This window comes from cf. Phormidesmis sp. LEGE 11477 (assembly GCF_015207105.1).
Classification (GTDB): domain Bacteria; phylum Cyanobacteriota; class Cyanobacteriia; order Phormidesmidales; family Phormidesmidaceae; genus Phormidesmis.
Genome location: NZ_JADEXO010000146.1, coordinates 1 through 13,639, shown reverse-complemented (window position 1 = coordinate 13,639; position 13,639 = coordinate 1). Strand labels below are relative to the sequence as shown.

The 13,639-nt window shown below is 49.1% G+C and carries 13 protein-coding genes; 3 read left to right on the top strand and 10 right to left on the bottom strand.

What is annotated here, in order from left to right:
• The coding region (locus IQ256_RS25780; protein ID WP_370623549.1) for a pectate lyase-like adhesive domain-containing protein at window positions 1-608 on the bottom strand (608 nt) is incomplete at its 3' end.
• A 99-nt stretch (window positions 609-707) separates the two neighbouring features.
• Window positions 708-1,556: a sulfotransferase gene (locus tag IQ256_RS25775; protein WP_193858568.1), complete on the bottom strand. Its 849-nt coding sequence runs from the start codon at window positions 1,554-1,556 to the stop codon at window positions 708-710.
• A gap of 605 nt (window positions 1,557-2,161) precedes the next feature.
• Here IQ256_RS25775 and IQ256_RS25770 point away from each other — a divergent pair.
• On the top strand, window positions 2,162-2,887 hold the full coding sequence (locus IQ256_RS25770; RefSeq protein WP_193858567.1) for a GntR family transcriptional regulator: 726 nt from the start codon (window positions 2,162-2,164) through the stop codon (window positions 2,885-2,887).
• A 73-nt stretch (window positions 2,888-2,960) separates the two neighbouring features.
• Here IQ256_RS25770 and IQ256_RS30160 read toward each other — a convergent pair whose 3' ends face one another.
• From IQ256_RS30160 to apcD, 3 genes are all read right to left on the bottom strand, one after another.
• Window positions 2,961-4,484, bottom strand: a complete 1,524-nt coding sequence (locus IQ256_RS30160; RefSeq protein ID WP_193858566.1) for a chlorophyll a/b binding light-harvesting protein — start codon at window positions 4,482-4,484, stop codon at window positions 2,961-2,963.
• A gap of 164 nt (window positions 4,485-4,648) precedes the next feature.
• Window positions 4,649-5,134, bottom strand: a complete 486-nt coding sequence (locus IQ256_RS25760; protein WP_193858565.1) for an allophycocyanin subunit beta — start codon at window positions 5,132-5,134, stop codon at window positions 4,649-4,651.
• A gap of 138 nt (window positions 5,135-5,272) precedes the next feature.
• Window positions 5,273-5,746, bottom strand: a complete 474-nt coding sequence (apcD, locus tag IQ256_RS25755) for an allophycocyanin subunit alpha-B (RefSeq protein WP_193858564.1) — start codon at window positions 5,744-5,746, stop codon at window positions 5,273-5,275.
• 758 nt (window positions 5,747-6,504) lie between these two features.
• On the opposite strand from apcD, the gene IQ256_RS25750 reads away from it, so the two are divergent.
• The gene (locus tag IQ256_RS25750) at window positions 6,505-7,218 is read left to right on the top strand and encodes an SDR family oxidoreductase (RefSeq protein WP_193858563.1); all 714 of its coding nucleotides are present in this window, start codon (window positions 6,505-6,507) and stop codon (window positions 7,216-7,218) included.
• A gap of 128 nt (window positions 7,219-7,346) precedes the next feature.
• Here the strand turns inward: IQ256_RS25750 and IQ256_RS25745 are convergent, their stop codons facing one another.
• Both IQ256_RS25745 and IQ256_RS25740 read right to left on the bottom strand, forming a co-directional pair.
• Window positions 7,347-8,405 carry an S-adenosylmethionine:tRNA ribosyltransferase-isomerase gene (locus tag IQ256_RS25745; protein WP_193858562.1) on the bottom strand — a complete coding sequence of 353 codons (1,059 nt, stop codon included), beginning with the start codon at window positions 8,403-8,405 and terminating at the stop codon, window positions 7,347-7,349.
• 177 nt (window positions 8,406-8,582) lie between these two features.
• Window positions 8,583-9,437: an SDR family NAD(P)-dependent oxidoreductase gene (locus tag IQ256_RS25740; RefSeq protein WP_193858561.1), complete on the bottom strand. Its 855-nt coding sequence runs from the start codon at window positions 9,435-9,437 to the stop codon at window positions 8,583-8,585.
• Between the two features lie 350 nt (window positions 9,438-9,787).
• Here IQ256_RS25740 and IQ256_RS25735 point away from each other — a divergent pair, with 350 nt between their 5' ends.
• Complete coding sequence (locus tag IQ256_RS25735; RefSeq protein ID WP_193858560.1) at window positions 9,788-11,377, top strand: sodium:alanine symporter family protein; 1,590 nt, start codon at window positions 9,788-9,790, stop codon at window positions 11,375-11,377.
• Between the two features lie 30 nt (window positions 11,378-11,407).
• Here IQ256_RS25735 and IQ256_RS25730 read toward each other — a convergent pair whose 3' ends face one another.
• The 3 genes from IQ256_RS25730 to IQ256_RS25720 form a co-directional block, all read right to left on the bottom strand.
• The gene (locus IQ256_RS25730; protein ID WP_193858559.1) at window positions 11,408-11,593 is read right to left on the bottom strand and encodes a hypothetical protein; all 186 of its coding nucleotides are present in this window, start codon (window positions 11,591-11,593) and stop codon (window positions 11,408-11,410) included.
• 118 nt (window positions 11,594-11,711) lie between these two features.
• Window positions 11,712-12,152: a universal stress protein gene (locus IQ256_RS25725; RefSeq protein WP_193858558.1), complete on the bottom strand. Its 441-nt coding sequence runs from the start codon at window positions 12,150-12,152 to the stop codon at window positions 11,712-11,714.
• 225 nt (window positions 12,153-12,377) lie between these two features.
• Window positions 12,378-13,639, bottom strand: a 1,262-nt coding sequence (locus IQ256_RS25720) for a carotenoid oxygenase family protein (protein WP_193858557.1), incomplete at its 5' end; no start/stop codon positions are given.

Here is a 13,639-nt window from a genome sequence, read left to right as displayed (position 1 = left end):
GTTCCACCCCCGCCATTGCCGCCTTGACCAAAGTTGCCAGCCGCTGAGCTGCTGTCAAAAAAGCTACCGCCGCTGCCGCCATTGTTAGCGTCTAAGCCTTTATTACCATCGCCAGCGAAGCCACCCCCACCACCGCCACCGCCGGCGTTGCTACCGTTATAAGCAGAGTTAGCGCCATCGCCACCCAAACCACCGCCGCCTGCACCGTTGATATATCGCCCACCGTCGCCACCAATCGCCTGGTTATCGATGAAAGCACTGTTGGAAACAGAAACCGTCCCATCATAGATAAACAAGGCACCGCCCATCCCCGCGCCGCCACTATTACCATCCCCGCCCCTCGCCAAGCCTTCAGCAAACACTAGATTGCTAAAGTTCACTGTGCCGCTTTTCACAAAGAAAAGCCGATGGGCATTATCTCCGTTAATTGTGAAGTTGGAACCAGCCCCTGTAATCGTCAATGCAGACTCTTCTTCAATCAGCGGCAGCAGACCGCTCAAGGTGATATCGCCTGTGATGTTGATGGTGTCAGCTTGACCGTTATTCTTAGAATCTAGCAGCGCCTGTTGTAGCTCAGCAAACGTATCGACGTTATTAAAGTTAGCCATGTGTCTGTATCTTTGTGAAAAGGTTTAAAACAAAGCAGCAAGCCAAATGGATTTGCTCGTTAGACATAAAAGTTTAGAGAATTCGGCTAGAGAGAACACCTACTCTAAAGTGGGCAATTTAGAATCGATTAAGCCGGGATAGAACGTTTTATAAAACCAGCTAAACTGCTCCTGAATTTGCTGCTGGATTCGAGGGGGAATAGTGTGCTTCGTGGGCGGAGAGATGCGTTTTCTAGTCTCATGCGGATACTTAAATCGGTAGTAGCTATCACTTTCATGGGGCCTTACCGCCAGGTTCTGCGGATCGAACGTCGCGGCAGGCAGCCCTAGCCACTCGTAGATGCCCCCCATCACCGCTGCCGGATCCTGCATCAAATGCTCGAACACCACGTAATACAGTCGGTTTTGCAGCTCAGTGCCCAAGTCTTGCAGAGCAATCATGGACTGCATGGGCTCACCCACAACGCCCTTGGCCGCAAAGAGCCGATCGGCTCGGTCATACCGAGATAAGTTCGCTAGATGATCTGGAAAGTCCAACAGCAGTGTCTTTTGGTGCTGCGCTTCCACGGAGCCGTACACTTGCCCTAGCTCTCGCACACACACCAGCATTTTGAAATTCGGATCTAGATGTGCCACTGTTTCTATATGCTGTAGCCAGCCTCTGTTCTTATCGACGACCCAGCGTTTGTCCGTCTCAGCAAACCAGCCATTCATAAATCCTTGAAACGCATTAGTCAGTCGTTGGTAGGTGAGATCAAAATCTACATCTAGCTGCGCGCGGAAAAAGACATCGTCGCTTAGATGCTGACGCAAGCCAGTAAGCGTAGAGCAAAGCGGCGAGCTGTGACCTGTAGCATAGAGTTCTACATGGTGAGAAAGGAGCTGACAAAGTAGCGTAGAACCAGCTCGGGGTAAGCCAGTGACGTACACAATATTTTGGTTAAGCATTCTTTAGAGGAGATAGATAGCGATTTTTGATCGGAAATCTAGACAAAACTCACTTTGAGTGAATCACTCAACTCAAGGGCATTGGTTTTGATCGCATATTTGTTCTACAGATCAAAAGCCTTACCGTCCTAATCTTCCCAATCAAACTGTCACTATATTCCGTGTTTGCACATAACAATAAAAATTAATATGAGGCCGGGTTGTGGTTCTGTTGATAGCAAGTAATTGGTAATTGCAACGGAGCCAGGCGGCGTTGCCTTATCTTTCAAAATGAGTTGTGTTTGCCTTGTAATTAATTTGTAGATGACTTTCAGGTTGGTTGCGCTGAGGGTGCGGCTACCGGAACGGCAATAGTTGATCGATGTAGAGGCCAATACAAACCTGCAAGGACTGGAGATGACCGAGACTGAACTTGAAGCAGGCATCGTGGCTAAATGACCTATAGCTTTCGAAGAGTTGCTTGGTACATTCTCACCGGCTAAAACCCTTATAGGGCAACGGGCAACTCTTCCCGCAAAGTAAGAATGCATCCTGACTTTGCTATACGATTGAAGCGTAGTGCCCTACTCGGTTCCGTCTGAATCGATGTTGTATTCTATTAGCCTATGTCCGTTCCCTTGCACATCAGCATTTCTGAAAAGCTCCGCCATCAGATAGAAACCGGTGAGTATGCGCCCGGCAAAAAGCTGCCTAGTGAGCATCAGCTAATGGACACTTTTGATGTGAGTCGTATTACCGTTCGCCAGGCGATCGCAAATCTAGTCAATCAGGGACTCGCCGAATCGCAGCAGGGCAAAGGCGTCTTTGTGATGCCTCAAAAAAAGGTCGTCTATTCACTTTCTAGCCCGCTGGTACTGCTAGAACAAGACTTAGCCAACAAAGGCATAGCGCTGACGTTCAAGAATCTAACTTTTCGAAAAGTACGTCCGCCTCAGTCCGTACAATCCATCCTTAATCTCACAGAAAAGTTAGCCTATCTACAGAAAAAACTGCTGTACATGGACGGCGCTGTCGGCGCAATTGACAGCAGCTATATCGTGCCGCCCCTGGGCAAACGCTTCGAGGCCGAGCTTAAGCAGCAGATGACATTTCCTACCCTAGAACGCCAGGCCATTCCGATTGAAAGTATCGAGGCCACTATCGAATGCACCCGCGCCGACTACGAGACCAGTGGCTACTTAGAAGTTTCTTTAGGTCATCCGCTGATTGTCTATCGATACACCGCTCTAACCCTAGAGCAAACGCCAATTCTACACGGCGAAACGCTCTCTAGAGCCGATCGCTTTTGCTACACCTTGAATATAAATAAGAACAAACACACAAACACCTAGAGTGCAATAAATGACTCTAGGTGTAGGAATGAGAATATTAGAAGCAAGTTAGACACTCATAACAACAGGTAGCTTACGATGAATACGTAGGTTCTACTGATGAGCTTTCTACCGGCAAGCTTTTCTTAGGCGGCATTTCCTGGGTCGGTTGCGCCTGTGACTTGGGCTCGTAGAATACAGTCTCAATCGGCTGAGTGTAGGCACTAGGCTTCTTCATTGAGCCTTTGGATCTTTCATACAAACGGGCCGAGCTGCTTTTCCCATAGCCAAACAGAGCGTCATTCCCGGCGTTATCCTCAGATTCGTTCTGTTTAGAAGGCTGATAGAACGAATCTTTTTGAAGCTGGTAAGTCGTTTGATATAGCGTCTTTTCGATGCCGTTAATCGTCGTCAGATCAGGCCGAGAGCCGCCTCGAACGGGCTGATAAAAAGAGTCCTCGCTCGGCTGCGACACGCCAAAGAAAGGCTTAGGCTTAGCAGCATCTGGCATACCGTAGGCCAAAGTCGCCGCAGATTGAGGCTGCACTTGGTTGGAGACTTGATACGCAAGTGTAGGGTTCTCGTTCGCTGCAGTCCGATTCTGCTGCCAGTTTTTCAGCACGCTGCTGATATCAAAGCCTGCTGCCCGCTGAAAGTGCCACAGCCCCCCTTGCAAGAAGAAAAAGGCCAGATAAAAATGAGCATTTGCTAGCCACTCACGAGCAGTGTAGCCATCGCTTAGCGTCGATTGAGTATCCACATAGCGCGGCAGCAGCGACGACTGCAGATCCAAGGTCGGCCCGTAGAATTTCTCTGGATAAGACAGCGAATCAAAGCCGCAGTAATAAGAGGCCGCAAAGCCTGCGATCGCAATTCCAAACAGCGAATAAGATAAGATACCGTCTCCTGAAAAGAAGAAGAAACGCTGAACCCATCGGAAAGGAGAAACTAAGATATGCCAAACACCGCCTGCAATCAATAGAACGGCGACGTAGATGTGTCCACCGACTAGATCCTCTAACGATCTGACATCGAACAGATGCGTTCTATAGTCCCAGATAGTAGCCGGATCGAGCGTTGGATCGGTGACCACTCGCACCGAATCTGAATAGGCGTCATAGAGCCCGCCGAAATACTGCGCTTTGACAACCAGCAACACAGCGCCTAATCCTAAGAAGATCAGATGATGGCCTAAGATAAAGCCTAATTTGCTAGCATCTTGCCACTCAAAGTGAAATTTCGCGGCATTTTTAGGTGCGATCGCCAAACTAGCGGGTAGCTGAGTATAGTGAAAATAAGCGCCACCCGCTAATACAACAGCGGCCACGATATGAATAGCGCCGATCGAAGACCAGACACCGGTATCAACAATCTCTCCTCCTGCACTTAGCCCCCAGCCCTCAGTTGCTAGATGGGGTAGCAAAATCAGCCCTTGCGTATAGAGCGGTGCATCCGGTGAGTAAACAGATAGCTCGAATAGGGTAAAGGCCCCAGCCCACAGCATGATCAGCGCCGCCTGGGCTACGTGGGCAACAATAAACGTATTAGATAGATCGATAAATCGGGCATTCCCAGCCCACCAGGGATACCGTTCCTGGGTTTCATTAGAAGCGTACATGGCAATAGGTTAACCGCAATAGAGATGTCCAACGTGGGTCTACCCTGGCGGATAAACCCACAGATTAGAGAGCCATAAATGAGAGCACTATGAATCGAAGCAGCTCGAAGCTGATGGCAACACAGGGCTCAAAACAGGGCTCAAAAACAGATCGAAAGGGTCGCCTATCTCAAACCAGAGACGATGTGATCGAGGTATTTCCCTACTTCTTGCCCGGCTTCGTTACCGACTCGCTCAGAAACAACATCTTTCATCGCTTCTATAGCCTGAATAGTTGGCTCTACAGGAACACCTAGCGATGAATAAGTATCCTTTAGTCCATTGAGAATCCGCTCATCAATAATGGAAGCATCGTCAGCCAGCATCGCGTACGTGGCATAGCGCAAGAAATAAGTTAGATCTTGCAAACAAGCCGCATAGCGCCGAGTAGGATACATGTTGCCACCAGGAAGGGTGATATCCCCGTACAGCAAGCTCTTCTCTACAGTCTTACTAATGATGCTAGCGGCGCTGTCTCCTATTTGACCTGCCGCCTTTACCCGTGAAGCACCAGTTTGAAGATATTGTTTGAGGCTATCAAGGTCACCGCCTTCTAAATATTGACCTTTTTCGTCGGCAGGGTTGATCAGGGATGTAATCGTGTCTTGCATTGTTGTTTCTAGGTTTTTTGGTCGTTTAAACAGTGAGCTGCGAATCAGAAAGATCTGCTCTTGTCGCTGGCATCTTTAATGCTGACTTCGCATCAGCCTGTAGCTAGCAAGGAGGGCGTGATCTCAAGGAGAGCAAATCTAAAAAGCTCGAATCAGCTGATCGAAATAAGGCCCAGCCAGGGAGGCTTCCTCAGAACTTAAAACGCCCATGGCGGATTGCTTTAAGCAGCGCATTGCCGTCTTTAGATTAGTCAAAGGCACATTGAGAGAAACGTACATGTCACGCATTCCATCTAGACCAATATCTTCTAAAGGCTTGGAGTTGCCCGCTAGTACGCAGTAGGTCACTAGCCGGATATACCATCCTTGATCTCGCTGACATAGGGCCGTTTTCTGCTTGTCACCGCTATTGCTAGGAGTGTTTGGGCACTGGCTCCAGAATTGCTTACTGCCTTCATCGACAATTTTCTGTTGGTTCGCTGCTAGCTTTTGCGCCGCACTGATTCGTGCGCTGCTGTTGCTAAAAAAGTCTTGGAGCTGAGTTAACTCACTGCTACCCAAAAAACGATCGGCACGATCCGATTGAGCGATCGCTTTAGCGACAATACTCATTGACTAAATCCTCGTCTATAAATTTGATTGTTTCACTCTTAAGAGAGAGCCTCAGTTCACCCTAAACTACAACACGATACAAACAAGATAGACACCAAAAACAGGTGAATCTTGATCAGGCCATTTCAGCCAAAAGATTCAGGGAGCTACTGTTTATAAAGCAACAGCCGCTTGCAAAACAACAGCTATCCAAAGTTTCTTACCGGCTCGAACAGGTTGTTCGAACATCAGCATTTGACAATTTTCAAAAGCTCTCTCGAAAGTGACTTTCGTAAATAGCTTCTTCAAGAAACCTATGACTACCCAAGACTTCTTGAACAGTTCAAAAAACCTATAAGATCTGCTAGAAACCAGGAGCCTGTAGTCTTTTGGGTTGAACCATATCTATCGCATGTAATCGCATGTAAACGAACTGTCTACTCATACCTCTCACTAAAAAGCGATTAGGTATTTCTACTTCCCTCTCTTAAGTTTAAGAATAAGAGACCTTGAACTTATGTGGCTAGTTTATTGAAAAACCGGATACATAAGTTTAGAGTTGTTTATCTTTCACCAAAAAATTTTGAGGGCTTCAATTCTATAGATAGATAGGCTAGATAAATATACCAAAAGCATATACTGCCGGAAGCTGTGTATTGTCTTCACGATAAGCGGCGGCGGCTGATGCACTTCTGGCGCGCGTTTGATCAAATAGCAGCCCATACGATTTCAATCAGCACCGGAGTGATGTCTGTGAGTAATGAATATGAGTGACGAATATGAATGAGACAAAAGTTGCGATTGTTACGGCGGCTAGTTGCGGTATCGGCGCAGGCTGCGCGCGGGAACTAGCGGCGCGAGGATATAAAGTCTCACTATTAGCGCGAAGCGAACGGGTGATAGCGATCGCGCAAGAATTGGATGGAATCGCCATGCAAGGGTCAATGACTCGGTCTGATGACCTATCAACTTTAGTCCAGACAACGCTCGATCGCTTTGGTCGAATTGACGCGGTAGTCAACAGCTTTGGCGATCCACCCCGCCTAGACTTACTGGATATTTCGGACGAAAGCTGGACTCACAACTTTGAGCTACTTTTCCTCAGCGTGGTACGTATCGCCAGATTAGTGACTAAACCTATGTGCCGTCAGGGCGGCGGTGCCATTGTTAATATCTCAGCGTGCGATTCGCAAGAACCTTCACTAGGAACGCCTTTTAGCGGTACGCTGCGCTCAGCTATGGAAGGATTTACAAAGCTGTATGCCAAAAGATACCGCAGCGATCGCATCCGCATGAATTCTGTTGCACCCTTTTTTGTAGCTGACAGTATAGAAGAGCTAGAAGGGTGGAACGTCCCTGGTGACTTGATGTGGGGTCGCCCGGCAACCTACTCAGAGCTAGCGAAGACGGTTGCCTTTCTACTCTCAGAAGATGCCAAATTCATTACAGGAACTACGATCAAAGTAGACGAGGCCCGATCGGCTGCGATTTAACTGTCGATCGTAATCCACCCAGAACATCTTTACCTACAGCAAAGCCGATATCCACGGCAAATTGCTATGTCTGCACAACATCTGCACAAACAGATTTGTCTACACAATATCTGCACAAACAGATTTGCCTACACAATCAGATTCAAATCACCAAACTCATGCCAAAGATAGTTCTGACGAATGGCTTCTTCGTACGCAGGCTGTAGCTTGTCAACAGGTAAAAAGGCTGTCAACAGATCTAGATGACTGGCTTCTGGCTCGTGCATGCCGGTGAGCAGCCCATCCACAGCTTTAAGAGAATGCTCAGCCGTGATAATCAGCCGAGTGCGTCCCTGTGCGGTCTGAACTCTGGCGTGCGAATCAGCAACAGATTCTAAGGCTCTGACAACAGTGGTGCCCACCGCAATCACTCGTCCGCCCTGCTGCCGGGTGCGATTAATTTTTTCAGCCGCCTGCTCGCTAATAAAGTACTCTTCTTCAGAAGCCGGATGCTGTTGATCTAGCGCATCATCCATATAAGAAGACAGCCCGGTATGTAGAACAATATGCGCGATATCTATCCCTTGCTGCTTGAGCTGAAACAATAGCTGCCAGGTAAAAGCTCGACCCGCCGATGGCATTTCTACAGACCCTGGCACCCTGGCATATACCGTCTGGTAATAGTCTAGATCCCAAGGGGCAGAAACATAGCTGTAGCGAATCGGCTCTCCTAGCTGATGCAGCTTGTCCATCAGGGCAGTGCCCGCGAGAGAAAAGCTCAGCCGCCAGAGCCGAGGAATACGATCATCACGAGCCTCAATTCGGGCAGTCAGTCCTTGCCCAAAGTCGAGCTGCATACCAGCACTCATAGGACAGGCAAATCGCTTGTCTTTCTGCTGCAAGTCTCCTTGACAAAGTAAAAGTACTAGCCAAGAGCCGTCTGCCTGGCGGTGGGCCAGTCGAACCTCTAAACAGGAGTCAGTAGTGCGATCGCAGCCCTTAAGCGCAGCAGGCAGCGTCCGACTTGCATTAAAAACCAACAGATCGCCAGGACGTAAGAACCGATCAATCTGGTTGAACCGGCTGTGCTGAGTGCTGCCATCGCGACCTAACACCATCAGCTTCACCCCGTCTCGGGCCAGTCCACGCCGTTCGGGAGGGGCTTTCGCCGCTAACGAGTCGGGCAAAGTAAAAGAGAGAGTATTCATAGAAATATAGTCTCCTAAATTAAAAAGTAATCTCCGTAAATTGAAGAGAGGCCCAATACCAAAATTGAGATCAACATTCCAATCCGACAAGATAAGCCGTAGGGGCGCTAGCATTGCTACGCCCTTCGACGATCCAAAGTAAGCAACTAGAATTTGGCATAGGAAATTGAGCGCCGCCTAAGCAACTGATCGCAGCGCGCCGACGCCCCAATGACTTTCTTGTGCTTGAAATCGCTGACCGTTTGTCGCTTTTGACTGGTCAGAAGCCAAGTAAATAAAGACATCAGTGACAGTAGCCGGATCGGCCCACTGAGTAGGGTCTACGTCAGGTTCAGCCGCGCGGTGCATAGCCGTGTTCATATCGCCAGGGTCCACCCAGTTGACCCGAACGCCACTGCCTTCTAGCTCAGCCGCCCAGGTTTGAGAAAGCCCCTCAATGCCAAACTTAGAGATACCGTAAGCTCCCCAGCCCGGATAGCCAGTGACGCCTGCATCACTCGTAACGTTGATGATTGCCCCCCTACTTTCTAGCAGCGCTGGCAACGCCTTTTTGATCAGCAGAAAAGGCGCAACCAGATTGGTGTTGATAACTTGCTGAAAATCTTCAACAGGATAGTCCAACAGATAGGGCATGGGCGATGGCCCAATAGCAGAAGCGTTGTTGATTAGCACATCTAGCTGACCCTCGAAAGCAGCTAGCGTGGTGGCAATTACTCGCTCTATGTCGGCAGGTTGATTTAGATCCGCCGCGATCGCAACTACTTTCGGCCCTTGGATGGCTTGCTTTAGTTGATATCTAATCTCATTAATTGCACGATCAACATCATCGCTGTTATGAACCTGAGCGGCAACTGCCACCGTCCCTCCAGCCATCGATTCCACCTCATGTCGCACAGCTTCTAGCGCCGCTGCATCTCTAGCCACAATCACGATCCCAGCAGCACCTTCACGCGCAAACGCTAACGCTAGCTGCCGACCCAACCCCTGAGAAGCGCCTGTGATCAAGGCGTATTTACCATTTAGTTGTTTCATAATCAATTTCTATTGGGTGCAAGCTACAGGTAGCTGCACCTATACGAACTACTTAGCAAAGTATAGTCATAACGACTTCGTTTTAGCAACTAATGAAATCTATTATCAATAAACTCCAGGTCAGCATAATAGTATTAGTACCTGCTTGACTCAAGTAAAAATACACAGGACAGTAATTAAGTTAACAACAGCATGTACGGATGCGTGGTAATTTCCGGTATCGGCAAAAACATAACAACCCGTCTGAACTCGACAGGTGTGCAAGGGTGTTTAGGAGCGTCTGCGCTGCAATCGCGCGTTTGGCAATCCTGTTCAATCACATGATCAAATATTAAAGTGGAACTTAAACGATGAATCGACAGGGATGGTACGTACCTGTGGTCAATAGCTGGTTTCAGCGACTGACTCGGCTATCGGCTAGGTGGTTTAGCAAGGGGCCAGATGGATGGGCTATGCTGCCAATGCTGCTAATTTTGATGGCGATGGCCGCGCCCGCTGCGATCGCTCAAGAAGCTAACGAGTCAGCGTCCATAGCAGACAGCATCTTTCAACCAATTGTTGATTTTTTAGCAGTCTTGTTGTTCTTTCCAATCGGTGGCGAGAACGGCTTTCCGTTTATTGTACTGTGGCTATTTGTCGGCGCAATTTTCTTTACAGTGCGGATGGGATTTATCAATCTTCGCGGATTGAAACATGCGATCGCAGTAGTGCAAGGCAAATTTGACGATCCGCATGACGACGGTGAAGTCTCGCACTTTCAGGCGCTCGCAACAGCCGTGTCAGGCACGGTAGGTCTAGGTAATATTGCTGGCGTAGCGATTGCTATTCAGCTAGGCGGCCCCGGTGCGATGTTTTGGCTGACCATCGCTGGAATCTGTGGCATGGTCAGTAAGTTTGTAGAATGCACGCTCGCAGTCAAATACCGTCGGCGATTGCCAGATGGCACGATTTTAGGCGGCCCGATGTACTATCTCAATCAGGGACTAGCTGCCCGTGGTATGCGTCCGCTCGGTCAGGGGCTAGCCATTCTATTTAGCATCCTCTGCTTGGGTGGTAGCCTAGGTGGGGCCAACATGTTTCAGTCCAATCAGGCATACGTCGCCATTTCTGGGCTGATACCGGCGCTGCCTGATTGGCTGTTTGGCTTGGTTCTAGCCGCCCTGTCAGCGTTCGTGATTATCGGCGGCATCAAGCGTATCGGTTCGGTGGCAGAAAAGCTAGTGCCCGCGATGGCGGCTTTGTACGTAGCGGCCTGCCTGGTTGTAATTGTCACCAATATTACTCAGGTACCCAGCGCGATTGGCACTATCATCAGCGAAGCATTTGTACCCCAAGCAGCGGTAGGCGGCTTGGTAGGCGTGATGGTACAGGGGATTCGCCGCAGCTCTTTCTCAAATGAAGCTGGCGTGGGTTCAGCTGCGATCGCCCACTCTGCTGCTAGAACAGACGAACCGGTTAGAGAAGGGCTTGTTTCATTGCTAGAGCCACTGATCGACACCGTGATCATCTGTAACCTCACAGCTATCACTATTGTTCTTACAGGTGCTTATCTAGAGACGGGCGAAGAGCTTAGCGGCGTCGCGATGACAGCGAGTGCTTTTGGCTCTGTCATTGGGTGGTTTCCGGTTGTCTTGAGTATCGCGGTTTGTTTATTCGCCTTCTCCACAATTATCTCTTGGAGCTACTACGGTATTCAGGCTTGGACTTATCTATTTGGTGAGCAAAGCACGCTGTTGTTTAAGGTTATCTACGTGGTGTGTACGTTCTTAGGCTGCTTGACTAGCCTGTCGCTAATTATTGATTTTAGTGACTTGCTGCTGCTAGGCATGGCGTTTCCTAACTTGCTAGGATGCTACATTCTCTCAAATGAGGTAGCAGGCGATCTCAAGGATTATTGGTCGCGGTTGACATCTGGCCAGATGCTGATGGTGGAGTCATAGAAGAACTAGGTCTAGGTGGCTAGCTGCTAGTTAGCGGCAGTGGCGTACCTGATGGCGCTGCTGCTCGACCCACTGCTGACGCGCTTGAGGCGATCTAACAGTGTATTCACCATAGAACCGGCTGAATCTCCAGAACCACTGCAGGCTTCGAATGATTCGAGGCTGACGGTGTTTTTTTGGGGTAACAGAAGGCTGAGTGGATGTGTTTACAATCATTGGGAGTCCCTCGAATGAAGATACTCCCAATGTAGCTAGCGTATTTAGAAACCACAAAAGACTGAGCAGATAGAGCCTATGCAAAAAGTCGATAGGCATAGACTGTAGCGATCGCTTGCTACTGCTTTAGAACGAGGACAGGACAGTGGGCAAAGCGAACCACCCTTTCTGCAATCGAACCCATAAAGAACCGAGAGATTCCTGTTCTGCCACGTGAAGGCATAACAATCAAGTCTATTTTTTGATGCTCGGCGTAGTCAATAATCTCAGCAGTTGGATCGCCGTTTCTAACCTCAAAATTGAGCCCTTCGTACTCACTGCTCGGAAATTTTTCCTCAAACAGAGAGAGGATCGTTTTCGTCCGTTTCTCATTGTCAACCGACTCCCATACAACGCCCGGCTCTGTCGCCTCTAGAGGCTTTAGCACATGCACGACATAGACCTGGGCGCTATCACCCGCCTCGGTATCGGCGTAGGCAATAGTTTCTTTGATCGCCTGCAGAGACTTTTCAGAAAAATCGGTAGGGACTAAAATACGGTCTTTAGAAAATAAAACCATCAAAACAAACCGTTAGCGATTACAAGTATCGGCAAATACACAGCAGTAATCTTTATCCGTAGGGTGCCTATAGGCGTTGACTAAACACTACCAGATATAGATAGCTAGGGTGTAGAAAAGGTGTAGAAAATCATACAATCGTTAAACTCCAAACTCTGCGCTTTTCAACCTGGTTGCCAATTGCTTGCATACTTTGCTTGCATACTTAGTGTTAGACAGCTAATACTAATCAGGTGAATAGCACTTTTTTACCCAAGAGCCGTGCAGGCCGTGGGCAAGAGGATGGGTCAGCCACAGGCGGCAGATTGGCCCAGTCGCGAGTCTGGTGGTATCGAAGATGTTAAGGGCAGAGCGATCGCGCAGATGATCGTACATTAGGCACAGCAGCCACCCACTATCTTCTCTATCGCTGCGGGGATTAGGAACAAAGACAGGTTCTTCAGCAAAGTTGAGCGGATGACTGTTCCAAATTTCTGTTTGTTGAGTTTGCGTATTGTATTTGAGATAGCCAGTCGGCGGTGAGGATTGGCCGATATTGTTGCAGTAGGCCATGTATAGATATCGGCTGGGCTGGGTTTCGGTTTGAGTGCTGGTATGAGGATGAGCGATACAACAGTTCTCAAGCGTGGGTGCGATGCGGTGAGTGACGGTTTGGCTAGCAGGATAGACTTGGGTTTGGTAGAGATGGGTGGGGGCGATCGCATCAAAATCCGGGGCATAGCCGCTCCAGCTAGTGAGAAAGCCGCCGGTTGTAGCTGGCCAACCAGAGCTATAGATCTCGATGCTCTCGTCTGCATTTTCCCAGGCGCAGGCTTGATGGATAGAAAACCATTGCTCAGTATCTAGAATCAGGGGCACGTCACCAGCTCTACTGCCGTCGGGGCGAGGCACTAGATGAACCTTAGTCGGGATTGGCTCTAGGTTGAGACAATCAGCAGGCGATTTACGGCCTAGCAGATAGTCAAGGATTTTGAGGCTGAAGGCATTTTGAAAGAAAACATAATAGTTCTGGGTCAGCGCAAAATCATGAGGATTAATAACCCCGCCCGGCATTTCGTGCGTAGTGAGGCTGACGGACTGCCAGTTTGAATCGTATTCTGTGATTTCTAGAATGAGACTGTTGGACTTGTGCAGATGGATCTGAATACCCCATGTCCAGGTGACGAGTCTATTTCTTACTGGATCGACATGGGGATGAGCAGTCATCGCCTGCTGACCTCGGCTGCGGCGAATCAGCGTCGCTAGCTTAGAGCGCGGTAGAGGCTCAAGATCTAGCTCTCCAGTTAGCGTTTCGGGGCCGAGCGTTTCTAGCGTCTGCGGGTCGATCCGGTAGGGTGCGCCTGCTTCATAGATCGCTAGCAGCTTTTGTCCCCAGGGCACAACATGGGTGTTAGCAGGATTCTTCAGATAGAGATCTAGCAGGTGAGTGAGCGGATGTGCGGCAGGCGGATTGCCAAAGGTCGTACGGAACTGAAATGTGTCGGCGG

Coding starts and splice junctions, on each gene's coding strand:
- IQ256_RS25775 (WP_193858568.1), bottom strand. CDS start 1,556: ATGCTTAACCAAAATATTGTGTACGTCACTGGCTTACCCCGAGCTGGT.
- IQ256_RS25770 (WP_193858567.1), top strand. CDS start 2,162: ATGTCCGTTCCCTTGCACATCAGCATTTCTGAAAAGCTCCGCCATCAG.
- IQ256_RS30160 (WP_193858566.1), bottom strand. CDS start 4,484: ATGTACGCTTCTAATGAAACCCAGGAACGGTATCCCTGGTGGGCTGGG.
- IQ256_RS25760 (WP_193858565.1), bottom strand. CDS start 5,134: ATGCAAGACACGATTACATCCCTGATCAACCCTGCCGACGAAAAAGGT.
- apcD (WP_193858564.1), bottom strand. CDS start 5,746: ATGAGTATTGTCGCTAAAGCGATCGCTCAATCGGATCGTGCCGATCGT.
- IQ256_RS25750 (WP_193858563.1), top strand. CDS start 6,505: ATGAATGAGACAAAAGTTGCGATTGTTACGGCGGCTAGTTGCGGTATC.
- IQ256_RS25745 (WP_193858562.1), bottom strand. CDS start 8,405: ATGAATACTCTCTCTTTTACTTTGCCCGACTCGTTAGCGGCGAAAGCC.
- IQ256_RS25740 (WP_193858561.1), bottom strand. CDS start 9,437: ATGAAACAACTAAATGGTAAATACGCCTTGATCACAGGCGCTTCTCAG.
- IQ256_RS25735 (WP_193858560.1), top strand. CDS start 9,788: ATGAATCGACAGGGATGGTACGTACCTGTGGTCAATAGCTGGTTTCAG.
- IQ256_RS25730 (WP_193858559.1), bottom strand. CDS start 11,593: ATGATTGTAAACACATCCACTCAGCCTTCTGTTACCCCAAAAAAACAC.
- IQ256_RS25725 (WP_193858558.1), bottom strand. CDS start 12,152: ATGGTTTTATTTTCTAAAGACCGTATTTTAGTCCCTACCGATTTTTCT.